This window comes from Eubacterium ramulus, from assembly GCF_003122485.1.
Classification (GTDB): domain Bacteria; phylum Bacillota; class Clostridia; order Lachnospirales; family Lachnospiraceae; genus Eubacterium_I; species Eubacterium_I ramulus_A.
Map to the genome: position 1 here is coordinate 1 of NZ_JRFU01000216.1, position 16,138 is coordinate 16,138.

14 protein-coding genes are annotated in these 16,138 nt (G+C 42.6%); 11 read left to right on the forward strand and 3 right to left on the reverse strand.

The features are described from left to right. Positions 1–577 precede the first annotated feature (577 nt). The 3 genes from LG34_RS15705 to LG34_RS15720 form a co-directional block, all read right to left on the reverse strand. Complete coding sequence (locus LG34_RS15705) at positions 578–1,417, reverse strand: SDR family oxidoreductase (protein ID WP_158582161.1); 840 nt, start codon at positions 1,415–1,417, stop codon at positions 578–580. Between the two features lie 121 nt (positions 1,418–1,538). Then, positions 1,539–2,540 carry a VOC family protein gene (locus LG34_RS15710; RefSeq protein WP_109216911.1) on the reverse strand — a complete coding sequence of 334 codons (1,002 nt, stop codon included), beginning with the start codon at positions 2,538–2,540 and terminating at the stop codon, positions 1,539–1,541. A 209-nt stretch (positions 2,541–2,749) separates the two neighbouring features. Next, on the reverse strand, positions 2,750–3,532 hold the full coding sequence (locus LG34_RS15720; RefSeq protein ID WP_207657037.1) for an SDR family NAD(P)-dependent oxidoreductase: 783 nt from the start codon (positions 3,530–3,532) through the stop codon (positions 2,750–2,752). Between the two features lie 444 nt (positions 3,533–3,976). Here LG34_RS15720 and LG34_RS15725 point away from each other — a divergent pair, with 444 nt between their 5' ends. The 11 genes from LG34_RS15725 to LG34_RS15780 all read left to right on the forward strand — a co-directional run. Then, complete coding sequence (locus tag LG34_RS15725; RefSeq protein WP_158582162.1) at positions 3,977–5,062, forward strand: iron-containing alcohol dehydrogenase; 1,086 nt, start codon at positions 3,977–3,979, stop codon at positions 5,060–5,062. Further along, the gene (locus tag LG34_RS15730) at positions 5,059–6,141 is read left to right on the forward strand and encodes an iron-containing alcohol dehydrogenase (RefSeq protein ID WP_109216914.1); all 1,083 of its coding nucleotides are present in this window, start codon (positions 5,059–5,061) and stop codon (positions 6,139–6,141) included. Before LG34_RS15725 ends, LG34_RS15730 begins: the two co-directional genes overlap by 4 nt. Positions 6,142–6,203: 62 nt before the next feature. Continuing rightward, positions 6,204–6,692 carry a VOC family protein gene (locus LG34_RS15735; RefSeq protein ID WP_109216915.1) on the forward strand — a complete coding sequence of 163 codons (489 nt, stop codon included), beginning with the start codon at positions 6,204–6,206 and terminating at the stop codon, positions 6,690–6,692. Positions 6,693–7,063: 371 nt separating this feature from the next. Continuing rightward, positions 7,064–8,017, forward strand: a complete 954-nt coding sequence (locus tag LG34_RS15740) for a thiamine pyrophosphate-dependent dehydrogenase E1 component subunit alpha (RefSeq protein WP_109216916.1) — start codon at positions 7,064–7,066, stop codon at positions 8,015–8,017. Positions 8,018–8,031: 14 nt separating this feature from the next. After that, complete coding sequence (locus tag LG34_RS15745) at positions 8,032–9,012, forward strand: alpha-ketoacid dehydrogenase subunit beta (protein ID WP_109216917.1); 981 nt, start codon at positions 8,032–8,034, stop codon at positions 9,010–9,012. Between the two features lie 135 nt (positions 9,013–9,147). Then, positions 9,148–10,497 (forward strand): dihydrolipoamide acetyltransferase family protein, encoded by a 1,350-nt coding sequence (locus LG34_RS15750; RefSeq protein ID WP_109216924.1) that lies wholly within the window; start codon positions 9,148–9,150, stop codon positions 10,495–10,497. Positions 10,498–10,528: 31 nt separating this feature from the next. Beyond that, positions 10,529–12,286, forward strand: a complete 1,758-nt coding sequence (gene lpdA / locus LG34_RS15755; RefSeq protein WP_109216918.1) for a dihydrolipoyl dehydrogenase — start codon at positions 10,529–10,531, stop codon at positions 12,284–12,286. Between the two features lie 89 nt (positions 12,287–12,375). Continuing rightward, positions 12,376–13,017: an RpiB/LacA/LacB family sugar-phosphate isomerase gene (locus tag LG34_RS15760; RefSeq protein WP_109216919.1), complete on the forward strand. Its 642-nt coding sequence runs from the start codon at positions 12,376–12,378 to the stop codon at positions 13,015–13,017. 485 nt (positions 13,018–13,502) lie between these two features. Next, positions 13,503–14,528, forward strand: a complete 1,026-nt coding sequence (locus LG34_RS15770; protein ID WP_158582163.1) for a zinc-dependent alcohol dehydrogenase — start codon at positions 13,503–13,505, stop codon at positions 14,526–14,528. 30 nt (positions 14,529–14,558) lie between these two features. Then, positions 14,559–15,527, forward strand: coding sequence for an ABC transporter permease (locus LG34_RS15775; protein ID WP_109216922.1), 969 nt, complete (start codon positions 14,559–14,561; stop codon positions 15,525–15,527). Beyond that, the coding region (locus LG34_RS15780; protein ID WP_146190247.1) for an ATP-binding cassette domain-containing protein at positions 15,527–16,138 on the forward strand (612 nt) is incomplete at its 3' end. The genes LG34_RS15775 and LG34_RS15780, both read left to right, overlap by 1 nt.

Genomic DNA, 16,138 nt, shown 5'->3' on the forward strand with positions numbered 1-16,138 from the left:
GCTCCTTCTGATAAACTGCGGAGCAGTTATTCGGTTATGAGCAAGTAGCAAAGCGGATTGCGAATATCCGTTTGACTATAATAAGAAAACGAAGAATCCTGTCAGGAAGCTAGACATTCGCTACCTTCATTTCACAGCGGTTTCATCGCGCTCACTCCCACCTCCTATAAAAGCTGGTCGGTTCCCGTTCGCGCAAAACCTTGTGAAACTCAGTCGCTCACTGAATCGCTTTCCCTGACAGGATTCTTTGTTTTCTTTATTTACGGCATTAAAGTCAGCCAATGCACACGACTTCACTTTGTGTTGCATTACAATGGAGTAACTTTCTCTCTGACTCAAAATCCAAGATTTTTACATCATATAAATTAGCGCATGCAACACAGAGCGTATTATTCCAGTGATTTATATGCATGCGTGGCACGAAGTGCAGGGTGGCGCAAAAATTTACTAAATTCAATGAGTAAATTAAGAACTCCTGTAATTTTTCTCAAGGAGCGATTGGTAGCGACTGAGACAAATTACAGGAGTTCCTATTAAAACCTAACGTAGTAAATTTTTAAGCCACCCTAAACAAGAATTACCAGATGGTATGTCCGCCGTCCAGCAGCATCTCGGTACCGTAGCAGTAGCTGGATGCGTCACTTGCAAGATAGAGCAGTGCACACTGAAGTTCTTCTACGTCCATCATACGTCTTACCGGCTGAGAATTATTGTACAGATCCAATGTTTCTTTTGGCAGTCCGTCATGTAATCCCGGGCTGTAGCAGTATCCGGGAGAAATAGAATTTACGCGGATGCCAAACTCGGCAACCTGGGAAGCAAAGTGGCGTGTAAAGTATAATACAGCAGCTTTGGCACTTCCGTAAGAAGCATCGTCCATTGTTTCAAAGATTGTTCCCATATTTACAACATGAGCTGCCATGGAGCCGGTGTTGATGATACTTCCACCATGACCTTCTTTTTTCATCATACGTGCTGCAGTAACAGCAACGATGTAGATACTCATAAAGTTAATATCCATAACCTGACGGAAATGTTCAATATGCGGCATATCATGTTCGCTGTCCCATTCTTCAATATCCGGAACAAGGGCGCCGCCGACACCGGCATTGTTATGTACGATATCAACATGACCGAAATCATTGTGAATATTTTCAAACATTTCGGCAACGGCTTTCTCATCGGTGAGGTTGCAGCCATATGCAAGTGCCTTTACCCCATATTTTTTGCTTAAATCTTCAGCAACAGCTTTTGCTCTGTCGATGCAGACCGGCAGATCAACGATTGCGATATCTGCACCTGCCTCTGCAAAAGCAGCAGCACCGTGACTTCCAATATTTCCTGCGCCTCCTGTTACGACTGCGGTTTTACCGTCCAGTCGGAAGCGGTTCATTACTTTTTCTGCTAACTGGCTCATAATGAGTCTCCTTTCTGTATTGCGTTTACCATTTTCTGATTTATTTTTTGCATATACGATTCGGAGCATTCTTGAAAAGTAGCAGTTCTCCGAATCGTTGCAGGGTATGTGTTTTAAAAATTTACGGTTCCGGATACCAGAACTGGAAGTAGCCATCCGGAAGCTGATCCATCACAGCGTCGGTACGCATCTCTTTGAAGTAACCAAGCTCTTTTACGGTATCCATATAGCACCAGTCAACCGGTCCGATACTTCCTTTACAGTTCATGGCAATGCCATTGGAAGCGTAGTCTGCAAGGATATCCTGCCACTCAGCAACATGGTACTCCTGCAGAATATGATGGAAGCCAATGCCATGATCTTCGATAAATTCGCTGTAAACAAGTTCTCCTTTTACCGGTTCGATGACTTCCCACTCAATATTTCCACATACAAGGATTGCAAGCAGGTAGGAGAAATCCTGTGGTACGAGTTCACCATTTACCGTGAAAGCATAATCGTGAGCAGCAGCGTTACACTGATCGCCAACTTCCCATGGTCCGATTTCAAACAGATCTGTCAGGCGGGCAATGGTTTTTCTTACGTCCGGTGTAGAAATGTTGATTTGTGCGATACGGGCCGGGTGAATATGACTTGGTGTGTCTTTTACACTGTCATCACGGATTGCCTCAAAGATAATACCGAGTTCATCCATCAGATCAAGCCATACTGCATGGCAGGTATCGGAATCATAAGTTTGTGCGATTGTTGCACCCTTTGCGGTGTAATGTGCCAGTGTGTCATCCCAGTCAGCTACAGGGATTCTTTCGCGGGCACAGCAGATGCCGTTGCCGAAGCGCTCCTGATATTTTTTGTAAAGGGTGTCACCCTCTACCGGCTGTACCACGCACAGGGACGTATTGTTATAAAAGATCGTTGCGTAACGCTCTGTGTAAGCAAGCTCTGTATCCCCTGCTTTTAATCCGGGATTTGTCTCATTCGTACGAATTCCTGTCACACCCGGAGTCACATGCTCTACACGGTTAAATTCTGCAATTTCTTTGAAAATATCATCTGTGACGATCACGATCTGGTCAAAATTGCGGTTTTTGCATCGTTCCTGAAGTTCTTTATAATTCATCATGTAAGTCCTCCTTAAGGATAACTGTATTTTCGGAATCTAGCCAGAATGACTCGTTTTCGAAAGATTCCGAGAGTACATATAAAATTAAATTCTTTGATGAGATACTTATTATTTTTAAGAAATACTGTACTAGTACATCGTTTTCGAAATAACTATACCAATCACTTGTTTGCAAATTCGACTGCACAGGTGAAAAAGCCTCGACGTAGCTAGCAGCAAGTCCATCCGCCGTCTACCGGAAGTAATATACCGGTGATGTAGCGGGATTCCTCAGATGAGAGGAATACAATTGCTGCATCCATGTCGCCGACTGTATTCATATCAGTAGGTGTGCCGGTTCGCTGCATCGGTGTTGTACGGAGCACAAACGGCATATTCATTTCCATAAATTCTTTTCCATTGCTTTCTGACGGGAATGTGCCCGGAGCAATGGCATTGACCGTAATTCCTTTGGTAGCAAGCTCGGCGGCAACTCCTTTTGTCAGACTGATAACGCCGCCTTTTGCAGATGCATAACCTGCCAGTGATACTTCGAGATGTCCGACCATGCCAAGAACAGATGCTACGTTGACGATTCTTCCATATCCTGCTTTTTCCATATAAGGAACAAATGTCTTTATCATACGGAATACGCTGGTCATATTCAGTTCTACCAGATTTTTATAAGTTTCCATCGGCAGCTCTGCCACCGGGCATGCCGGTCCGCCGGTACCGGCATTGTTTACTAAAATGTCTACCCGGCCAAATTCTCTGATAATTGCGTCTGCGGCATTTGCAACAGATTCATCAGAAGTAACATCGCATGGAACCGGCAGGCATTTTACACCAAGTGTACGAATCTCGGCGGCAGCTTCTTCCAGTTTGTCAGCCCTTCTTGCGATCAGAGCGATATTGCAGTTTTGTCTTGCCAGGGCGATAGCCATTCCTTTTCCAAGTCCGGCAGTACTTCCGGTGATAACCGCTACGCGGTCAGTGAAATCAAACATTCCCATAATAAAAATCCTCCATTTACATTTCATGTACACTCGAAATCTTTTTGCAAACAAGGCATTGAAACAAGATTTCGGAAAAATACATTTGTCATGTGCGCATGGAACCTTTCCGTTGAAAGCCCCATAGTTATCGTTTCTGATACTTTATAGACAGCAAAAGTGATGCCTGTTTGAAAAAGCGGAAAACAGGTACATTTGCAAATGTCAACAGGTACATTTGCAAATATCAACAGGTACATTTGCAAATAAAAGGTTGTAAAAATGCTGTTATGGATTTCCAAAAGGCGCAGAATCGGGGGAATCTTGAGAAATGTTATGAAAAAAAATTACAGGCATAGGTTTTGCTACCTGTAAGGTATCCATGTATGATCCTGTTTTCGAGCATTCTTGAACGAAAAAGGGGCTATACAATTAATTTATGAAAGTATAAGAGAGGAGACAGATGTGAGAAAATTAAGATTTCCGGGATGCTTTAAATTGGGAAGTAATATTCTGGAAGAATTTGAAGCACAGGCAAATTGCTTTGGCAGAAAATTTGTATTTGTGGGTGGAAAACGCGCCATTGCATCAGCAAAAGAGAAACTGGAAAAAAGTTTTGAGGGAACACAAAGTACATATGAGTTTGTAGAGTGTGGAAAAATTGCGACACCTGCAGAAATTGACCGGGTAGCAGCAATCCCGTGCGTACAGGAAGCAGATGTTTTATGTGGCGTAGGCGGAGGCAGCGCGATGGATGTGGTTCGTACTGTTGGAAATCGTAATGGTCAGAATCTGGTGATGATTCCGACGACGATTGCATCAGATGCACCATGTTCTTCGGTGTCCGTATTTTATTCTGAAGATGGAACAAGTGTTGTAGGAGATCAGTTATTTCATAAGAGTCCTGAACTGGTAATCGTTGATTCGGATATCATTGCAACTGCTCCGACCAGACATATTGCAGCAGGTATGGGCGATGGCCTGGCAACTTACTATGAAGCAATGACGAATAAGTTAAATCCACATGGAACAGAGATTGCAAAAACAGGAATGCTTCTGGCAGGTCTTGCACGCAAAATCATACTGGAGGATGGTCTGGATGCGTATGAAGCTGTTAAGACGCATGTAGTAACCCCTGCACTTGAAAATGTAATAGAAGCAAATTGTTTCCTGTCAGGTGTCGGCGGAGCAAATACCGGGTGTGCAGCAGCACATGGAATCGGTGATTTCCTCGGACAGATTCCGGGTGGACATGAATTTATGCATGGTGAACGTGTTTATGTAGGTTTGATGGTGCAGTTGATTCTGGAACAGTATCCAAAAGAAGAATTAGTATCTTTCATGAAATTTGGACGAAAAGTCGGATTGCCAGTCTGCCTTGGTGATCTGGGTGTCATGGATGTGAAAGCCACAGCAAAAGAACTGGCAGAGGGATTAGTGGATGATCATTTTATGGTAAATCTTTGTTGTGATCACAGCATAAGCCGTGTCACAGGAGCGTTTGTACAGGCACAGAATGTTGCGGATGCGTTACAGGAGGTAGAGGAATGAAAGAATTATATTTTCCGGGTACATTTATGATCGGGAGTGATATTCTGAAGAAATTCCCAGAATACACTTCCTGTTATGGAAAAAATTATGTGTTTATCGGTGATACTATTTCACTGAGTGTTTCACAGGCGGCATTGACAGAGAGCTTTGTCGGTACAGATTATAAATATGATTTTATCGAATCCGGTAAAGTATGCTGCGAGTCAGAAGTAAATCGTATTTCAGAAATGGAATGTGTAAGGAATGCGGATATTGTATGTGGTGTCGGCGGAGGCGGCTGCATGGATATTGCAAGAACCATAGGAAATAAATTTGACAAAGCGTTGGTTATGATCGTTACAACGGCATCTTCTGATGCCCCCTGCACTTTCATGGCTCTGACTTATACGGATGACGGAAGCGAGATTATCTATGATACACGGTTCCCTAAATGCCCGGATCTGGTTGTCGCAGATTCGAAAATCATTGCAAATGCACCGGCCCGTCTGCTGGCAGCAGGTATGGGTGATGCGATTGCAACCTGGTATGAAGGGAAAACCTGCCGACAGAATCCGAATGGAATTCATATTGCAGAGTTTGCGACTGGAATGACGGAACTTTGTAAGGAAATTATTACCGCAGACGGTCTGGCAGCTTACCGTGCAGTACTGACCAAATCGGTAACTCCACAGTTGGAAAATGTCATAGAAGCAAATTGCTTCTTATCCGGTATTGGCGGATTGAATTCTGGCGGATGCGCAGCGGGACACGGAATCGGTGACTGGCTGGCGGGAATTCCGGGCGGACACAGTTTTACACATGGTGAACGTGTATTTATCGGTCTGCTGATTCAGACAGTACTGGAAGAATACCCAATGGAAGAAACGATTAGCCTGATTAAGTTTGGTCGTGCAGTGGGACTTCCGTGCTGTATTGGTGACATGGGCGTTGAAGATGTGAAAGCAATTGCAAAACAGGCAGGAAAAGAATTGTTGAATGACCATTTCATGGTAAATCTCTGCTGTGATCACTCAGAAGATATGGTCGAAGGCGCAATTAATTATGTACAGTATTTATGTGATCACATAGATGAATATTAAAAACAGATGAGTATCAGAAGAAAATGAATACTGAATGAATATCAGAAAGGATGGAATGAATTATGGCAGGACAGATTTCAAAAATTACACAGATTGGTATGGTTACGGCAGACCTTGACAAAATGGTGAAATATTATGAGGAGATGCTCGGGGTTGGTCCATGGACTGTTGTGGCTGATACAAAAAAAGGCATCGGAGCTCCGGCTACAAACACGAAAGTAAATGGAAAAAGAGTTGATTTTGATGTAAAAGTAGCAATTTGCATGTTAGATGGCTTTGAACTGGAAATCATTCAGCCGATGGATGACAAGAGTATCTATGCAGAACATTTGAAAAAACACGGAGAAGGTGTGATCAACCATATTGCGATTGTAACACCGGACAATGCGAAATTCCGTGAGGTCATGAAAGCAAACGGAATTAAATCCTGTCAGAAAGGTGATGTAGATCCGGCACTTGGTCAGAGCTGGGATTACTATGATGGAAGTCAGTACTTTGGAACCATCTTTGAGTTACATGATAAGAATCCGGTTCCGGATGATGAAGATTAATTCTGTATAACGGAGTGTATCAAAAAAGACTTTCTGCAAGGTATGTCATATGCCTTGCGGAAAGTTTTTTTGTTTGACAGGAAAGCAGTGTGGCTGACAGTTTTTACAGCAGGAGTATTCTTGAATTTTTTGAGAACTGATTTGCAAAAAACTCAAAGAAGTTTGCAGGATTCCAAAAAGAAATAGACCAGAGATGTGAAGCCGTAGTGAAAAACCCCGAAAATAAGCCGTTTTTTTTCAGATTTTGAACGATTTAAAAAACTGGCATGTATTTTGCATCTTCTAAGGCAGATGCAAGTTGGAGCGAGAAAGTTTTCAAATTGTGCAAGAAAAATAAACAAAGAATTAAAACAGAAAGAAGGACAAATAGCATGGCTAAAATGACAAAGCAGCGTGCCAAAGAGTTTTATGCAACAATGTATAAAATTCGTAGATTTGAAGAAGAAGTTTTTGAGTTTTACAAACTCGGTCAGATGGCTGGTCTGGCTCATCTGTACATTGGTGAAGAAGCAGTCGCAGCAGGTGCGTGCGCTGCAATTGACAAACAGGATTATATCGGTTCCACTCATCGTGGACATGGACATCTGGTTGCCCGCGGTGCAGATATGGGCAAGATGATGGCAGAAATCCTTGGAAAAGCTACCGGTTATTCAAAAGGTAAAGGTGGTTCCATGCATATTATGGCGATGGATCTTGGCATCCTCGGAGCAAACGGTATCGTTGGCGGTGGTATTCCGACAGCAACAGGTGCAGCATACAGTGCAAAATACAGAGGAACAGATCAGGTTACGCTTTGCTTCTTTGGTGATGGAGCAGCGAATGAAGGTACTTTCCATGAATGTATCAACATGGCAGCCGCCTGGGATCTTCCAATTGTATATATTATTGAAAACAACCTTTATGGTATTACGGTTGATACAAGACGTGTCACAAAAGAACATGATCTTGCAAAACGTGCCATTGGTTATGGCATTCCGGGATACACAATTGATGGAAATGATATCGAGCAGGTATATGAGACAGTAGGAAAAGCAGTCAAAGATGCCAGAGAAGGCAAAGGACCGGCTATCGTAGAGTGTAAGACATACAGACATCACGGACATAACGGAAGTGATAACTGTGCATACAGACCTGACGGAGAATTAGAAGAATGGAAGAAAAAAGATCCGCTGAAAGTCTTTAAAGACAGAGGATATCTTACAGACGAAGAACTGAAAGCAATTGAAAAAGAAGTTGACGCAGAGATTGAAAAAGCATGTGAGTTTGCAGCAGAGAGTCCATATCCTGATGCATCAGAACTTATGACTGATATTTTTGTCGACTAGGGAGGAAATCAATAATGAGAAAAATATTTTATCGTGATGCAGTTCGAGAGGCCCTTGATGAAGAAATGGCAAGAGACCCAATGGTAATGATGATTGGTGAGGATATCGGTGTTGGTGATGGTACATGGAAGTGTTCCAAAGGACTCCGTGAAAAATACGGTGATCTGAGAATGAAAGATTCACCGATCAGTGAGGCAGGATTTACCGGTATGTGTATCGGTATGGCACTGACAGGAATGCGCCCGATTTCCGAGATTATGTTTGCGGATTTCATGCTCGTAGCAATGGATCAGATCGTTAATCAGATGAATAAAGTCTGCTACATGTCCGGTGGACAGAAAAACGTTCCGATGGTAATCCGTACAACAATCGGTGCCGGAAGGGCAGCAGCAGCACAGCATTCTCAGAGTTTACTTGCACCGATCGCACATTTCCCTGGAGCAAAGATTGTTATTCCTTCAGATGCCTATACAGCAAAAGGATTATTAAAGAGTGCGATCAGAGATAATAACCCGGTTATTGTGGTGGAGCACAGAAAACAGTTTAGTATGGAATATGATATGCCGGATGATGCAGATGAGAACCTGCTGATCCCTATCGGAAAATCTGCTGTAGTTCATGAAGGAACAGATGTGACTGTCGTTGCAAGTGCATACCAAGTTGGTCAGTGTGTCAATGTTGCAAAACATCTTGAGAAAAAAGGCATCAGTGTTGAAGTCATTGATCTGAGAACACTGGTTCCGTTAGATAAAGAAACAATTGTAAAATCTGTAAAGAAAACAGGAAGACTTCTGATTGTTGATGAAGGCTATGAAAGCTTTGGTGTGGCAGCAGAGATCACAGCAGCGATTGAAAAAGACGTATTCTATGATCTGGATATGCCGATTTCCCGGCTGGCAGCTCCGGATGTTCCGATTCCATTCAGTCCGGCATTAGAGAAACTGATCGTACCTACAGAAAAAACAATTCTGAATGCGATCAAAGAGCTTGTTTAACCACTGATGCAGAATACATATGAAGCAGATTATAGGAAATGAGTGCTGACAGGTAACATTGAATGGAAATGTATTCCTGAAAAAAGATGATAGAAAACGGCAGGAGTACATGAAATTGGTATGGAGGAAACAGAAATGGCAAAAGTAATCGTAATGCCAAAACTCGGCTATACACAGGACACAGGTTCCATTGCTGCATGGCTGAAAAATGAAGGCGATACAGTAGAAAGAGGAGAGGCTCTTTTTGATGCGCATACAGATAAAACAGTTGTGACCGTAGAGTCCAATTGCTCCGGAACTGTATTAAAGATCGCTCTGGAGCCGGAGATCACTGTTCCGGTTCTGACACCGGTAGCAGTTGTAGGTGAGCCGGGTGAGGATGCGGAAGCTGCATTGGCAAATTATAAACCGATGGAAGTTGCAGATGCTCAGGATGAAGGACTTCTGGATGATGATGAAGATGAAGCAGAAGAAAAAGAAGCACCGCAGGAAAAGACAGTTGACGTATCAGAATTGAAACTGTCCCGCAGAGCAAAAAAATATGTAGAAGAAAATGACATTGACATCAATTCTGTTGCAGAGATCAAAGGTACCGGTTTTGAAGGCGGTATCACAGAGAGAGATATCAAAGCGTCACCGCTTGCAAAGAAAATTGCGAAGAAAACCGGCGTTGACCTGACAGAGGTCAAAGGTACTGGTATCAATGGCAAGATTATGAAGAAAGATGTTGTCGCTGCAAGTAAAGCAGCTCCGAAGGAGGCAGCAGCTGTGGAGAGCAAAGACGATATGATCGTTGAGAGCGTTGTCCCATATGCAGGCGTAAGAAAAATTATCGGTGACAGATTATCTGAGAGCAAATTTACAGCTCCGCATCTGTACTTTACAGACAGTATTGATATGACAGAGTTCAATGCATTCAGAAAGATGCTCAATGACAAGAGCGAACAGAAGATCGCTGCTTCCGATCTGATGATCAAAGCTGCATCCAAAGCACTGGAGAAATATCCGAAACTGAATGCATCTCTGCAGGGTGATCAGATCATCTACTACAAGAGCACGAACGTAGGAATGGCAGTTGCCGGAGATAACGGACTGATTGTTCCGGTTGTAAAAAATGCACAGGCGAAAACACTGACTGCAATTGCTTCTGAGACAAGAGATTTGGTTGAGAGAGCAAAAGCAGGTCGTCTGAAACAGGAAGAATATACTGGTGGAACATTCTCAATTTCAAATCTGGGTATGTTTGGTATCAGCAACTTTACAGCAATCATCAATCCGCCGGAGGCAGGTATCCTTTCCATCAGTTCGATCAGAAAGACACCGGTTGTCATCACTGACGAAGAAGGAAATGATCAGATCGCGATCAGACCGATGATGAATGTTCAACTTTCTGTTGACCACAGAATCATTGATGGATTACTGGCATCTCAGTATGTAGAATACTTCAAAGAATTACTTGAGAACCCAATTAAGATTCTTATGTAATCAAATGTCTATTTCAAAGGTGGAGGAAAAAATGGCAAAAGTAATTGTAATGCCGAAACTTGGCTATACACAGGATTCTGGTGCAATCGCTGCATGGCTGAAAAATGAAGGGGACACAGTGGAAAGAGGAGAAGCTCTTTTCGATGTTCATACAGATAAAACAGTAGTTACTGTAGAATCAAGTGCTTCCGGAACATTGTTAAAAATTGCACTGGAGCCGGAAGTAACCGTTCCGGTACTGACGCCGGTATGCGTCATCGGTGAGCCGGGGGAAGATGCAGAAGCTGCACTGGCAAATCATAAGACCTTAGAAGTGGCAGATGCTCAAGATGAGGGGCTGCTGGATGATGACGATGACGACGATATCGTTGAAGCAGCAGAGGAAGCTGTCGGGGAGACCACAGCAGAATCTTATGATTATGATATCGTAGTGATAGGTGCCGGACCCGGTGGATATGAGACAGCCATCAAAGCTGCTCAGGTTGGCAAAAAAACATGTATTGTGGAGGCAACATATTTTGGCGGAACCTGCTTAAATGTAGGCTGTATCCCGACAAAAGTAATGATCCATACAGCAGATCTTGTTTCAGAGATCAAAGAGTCACCGGCTTATGCAGTGACCGGTATCGATGCGTCGGCAGTGACCGTTGATATGAAAAAACTGCAGCAGAGAAAGAAAACAGTGGTAAATACCCTGACCGGTGGTGTACAGGCATTGCTTCGTGCGAATGGTGTCACCATTGAAAACGGAAAAGGTTCCTTTGTAGATAATCATACTGTCACGGTAGGGAACAAACAGATTACAGCAGAGAACATTATCATTGCAACCGGTTCCAGTGTATTTATGCCGCCATTCATTGCATTGGAAGGCGAAAATAACATTCTTACCAGCAATGAAGCATTAGATATGGATGAACTTCCGGGCACGATCGCTGTCATCGGTGGCGGTGTTATCGGTATCGAGTTCGCATATCTGTTAAGCAAACTTGGTCCCAAAGTTGTTGTTCTGGAGCTGATGGATCACATTCTTCCGATGGTTGATCCGGAAATTTCCGGTCTGGCACAGAAACAGATGGAAAAAGATGGTGTGGAATTTAATCTGGGCGCAAAAGTAAAGAGTGTCAAAGATAATCATGTCTATTATGAACTGAATGGTGAAGAACTTGATGTGGCAGCAGATGCAATTTTGATGGCGGTAGGACGTATTCCGAATACGGAAGGATTAAATGCAGAAGGCATCGGCATTGAATTTAATAAACGTGCCATCGCAGTCAATGAAGTAATGCAGACAAACATTTCGAATATTTATGCCATTGGTGATGTCAACGGAAAAGTAATGCTGGCGCATACTGCTTCCCACGAAGGAATGGTTGCAGTAGCACATATCTGTGGCGACCATGCCGATATGAACTATGATCAGATTCCGTCCTGCATCTACATCAATCCGGAGATATCTTCCATTGGTCTGACAGAGGCAAAGGCAAAAGAGCAGTACGACAATGTAAAAGTTGGCCGTTTCCCGATGATGGCAAATGGAAAATCCCTGATCGAAGGCACAACAAACGGAATGATGAAAGTTATTCTGGAAGGTGAGACCGGTGAGATCCTTGGTGTTCACATCTATGCGAGTCATGCAACCGACATGATCGGTGAAGTGTCTGTTGCAATGTCTTCAGAACTGACTGCAGATGAGATGATCCATGCAATTCACCCGCATCCAACCGTAAATGAGGCGCTTGGTGAGACATTTATGTCTGCATGGCTTGGAAAAGCTATTAATTCTTTATAAGACACAAATTTACAAAAATATCTATCAGGGTTCAGCAAATGAGCCCTGATAGAAAAAGATTGTTCAAAGATGAACTGGAGGAAATAAAAATGAAAATCGCATTAGTAATGGAGTGGAGTACTTGTACAAAGAATGAGATCGTATATGAGACATTGAAAAAAGTAGCAGAAGCAAACGGACATACTGTTGTAAACTATGGACAGTTTGATATGGATGACAATCGTCAGACATACAACCAGAATGCCATTTTAACAGCTGTTCTCTTACAGTCAGGTGCAGCAGATTTCGTTGTAACAGGCTGTGGAACCGGTGAGGGTGCCATGCTTGCATGCAACGCAATGCCAGGCGTACAGTGTGGTCATGTCGTAGATCCGGCTGACTCTTATCTGTTTACACAGGTAAATGCCGGTAACTGTATGTCTCTGCCATTTGCAAAAGGTTGGGGATGGGGTGCTGAAGTAAACCTTGAGTATGTATTTGAAAAATTATTCGTACAGGAGCCGGGTGGCGGTTATCCGGAGACTGCAGCAGCATCTGAGCAGCGTAATGCAGCATTATTAACAAAATTAAAAGAAGCAGCACATCATGACATCAAAGAGATCCTTGCAAACGAAGATCCGGATGTACATGAGATGGTTCAGGCTGCATTTGCAGGCAAACGTATGGAGTTGTTTAAAGCAGACTGCAAGTGCCCGGAGATCCTGGCAGCAGTAGAAGCAGCAGTGAAATAAGAATGCCGAGGCATTTCTGAAAAGATGACAATTCAAGTCGAACGCACGTGAGACTTGGTGTGTGATAGCACACTTTCGTGTAAATGACATAGGGTTATAATAGTATCAAGAGTGGGAAAGTGTCCTGACTGACAATACGTCGGTCAGGGCATCTTTATTTTCCGAGATTGCATAGCTGCCTGTATACAGGAGAGCACTATTTGCTTTCTTGCAAAAAGGAAATCTTTTTTTGCACAAAAACAAATTGACATGATGTTTTTGTGCAAAAAATCATATTCGATGGAATTGTAATTACATTTGACCAATTGTTTTAAAAAGGAACAAAGTGCAAAAAAGTGTAAGAAACAGGTAAAAGTGCACAAAAAATGCGATGAAAACAGGCAAATACTTGAAAAATACATAAAAAACGAAAAGTGGCACATGTTTTGCGAATTATATAAGCAAAGAATCGGAAACGAGAAAGAAAAAAGGAGATGGATTTTACAATGAAAGCATTAGTAAAAACTGAAGTTGGAAAAGGAATGGATGGACTTGGCATCATGGATATTCCAAAACCTGTTCCAAAGAAAAACGAATTGCTGATCAAGATTATGGCAACCGGAATCTGTGGAACAGATTTACATATTATGGAGGATGGTTATCCACATTCTGTACCGGTTGCATTGGGACACGAGTTTACCGGAGTGGTAGAAGAAGCTGGCGAAGAAACATCCGGATTTGAAGTTGGGGATCAGGTCATTGTAAATAATATCATCGGATGTGGTCATTGCCATTACTGCAAAAAAGGTGATTATGTATTTTGTAACGAAAAGAGATCTATTGGTATCAACTTAAATGGCGGTATGGCAGAGTATACAGTCGCACCGTTTGATCATTGTATGAAAGTACCAGAGTCTATGAGAGGAAAAGATCTTCCGGCATTAAGCGAACCGATTGCCTGCTGCGTACGTGGGGTGTTAGAGCAGACAGATATCAAACCGGGAGATAAAGTACTGATTACAGGTCCAGGTTTTATGGGACTGATGTGTAATCAGCTTGCAAAGCTGTGTGGTGCTTATACGATCATCTCCGGGACACCGGCAGACAAAGCCAGATTAGAGCTAGCGCTGAAACAGGGAGCTGACCGCGTGGTAGATAACGGAGATGATTTAAAGAAAGTAGTAGAAGAAGTAACAGATGGCGGTGTAGACATTGTTCTGGAGTGTTCCGGAAGTCCCTATGCGATTCCTGGTGCATTGGATGCTATTCGCAAACAGGGCGCATGGACACAGGTTGGTATGTACGGAAAAGATGTAACCGTAGCAATGGATACCATCAATCGAAAAGAACTTGATTTCAAGGGAACATTTGCAACTGCAAATTCTACATGGGAAAAATTAGTTAAATTATATGAATTAGATAAATTACAACTGGACGATTATGTAAGTGCAAGAATCCCGCTGGAAAACTGGAAAGAGGGATTTGAAATGTTCCAGAGAAAAGAAGGAATTAAATTGTTCCTGGTACCATAGAAAATGTGGTAAGAAAGGGGGAAAACTTGAATGAGCTCTCAAAAAAAGAGTAAAAACAAGATCATTATAATTGCTGTTGTGGTAGTAGCTATATTGATCGTATTACATATTATTACCGGTTTTGTTCTGTTGTCGCCGAGCAACCTGCTGATCCTTGCCGGTAATATGGCAGTTCCAACAATCATCGCACTTGGATTTACATTCATTTTTGCTTGTAATATTACAGACCTTTCGCCAGGGGCAATTGTTCTGCTTACTGCGAACTGTGCAGGTATTATCGGTAATGCATGTGGAAGTCCGGTAGCAGCGATTCCGGCAATGCTGGTAGGCTGTATCGCAGTTGGTGTTGCATGTGGATTTATCAACTTCACGATTTATCGTGTTTCCAAAATTCCACCATGGATTGCTGGTCTTGGTATGACAATGGCATATGAGGCGATCGTAGGAATTTATTCTCAGGCGCGTGCCAATAAAGGACTTCAGGTAGAATTCCTGAGAGATGAGAACCGTATTCTTGGTTCACAGCCATGGATCTTCATTGTACTCATTATCTGTGTGGTTATTTCCTATATCATTTATAACCATACAACCATCGGAATCAATATCAGAGCAGCAGGATGTAATGAAAACGTTGCAAAAACAATGGGTATCAATGTTTCAAAGACACTGATCATCGGCGGCATTATTGCCGGATTATTCTTCGGCATCGCTGGTGTGGTAAAAGAGAGTGTTTCCATTTTTACTCCGGCACAGGGTGGTCTGACATCTCTTTCCACTGTGTTCCAGCCACTTGCAGCAGTACTTCTTGCAAAGGCACTTTCCAAAAATATCAACCGTATTATTGCGGTACCGATCAGTACATTTATTATCGTTGTTATCTTCAACGTACTGACACTTTTGGGTGTTCCTTCCGGAACATTCCAGGAATTCCTTTTAGGAAGCGTAGTTATTATCTTTGCGGTATTCGCACAGCGTGGTGTAAAGGGGGTAGTTAAGTAATGTATGGTGAAACTATCTTAAAAATTGAAGGATTAAACAAAAGCTTTGGTATTACCCATGCAAATGCGGATATCAACCTTGAACTTCACAGAGGCGAGGTTCGTGCACTGGCAGGAGAGAATGGTTCCGGAAAATCAACCTTACTCTCACAGATTGCAGGAATTTACGGAAGTGATTCCGGTACGATGTATCTGAATGGACAGGTATATGCACCAAAGAGTCCAATGGATGCAAATGATAATAAGATTGCAATCGTTGTTCAGGAGCTTGGTCTTATTGCAGACCTGCCGGCAGGAATTAATGTTTATCTTGGAAGAACGAAAAAGTTTTCAAATCATGGTTTCATTAATCACAAAAAGATTTTTGCAGCAGCAAATGCAGAGCTGGAAAAATGGGGATTACCAAAAATCAATTTCAACCGCAGTACAGACGGACTGAACATTGAGAACAGAAAGATGATTGAGCTTACCCGTGCGCTTTCTTCAGATCCGGATATCCTGATCCTGGATGAAGTAACACAGTCTCTTTCCCATGACAACCGTGAAGTAATCTATGAGCTTATTAAAAAGTTCAAAGAACTTGGAAGAGCAATCTTACTGATTTCTCACGAT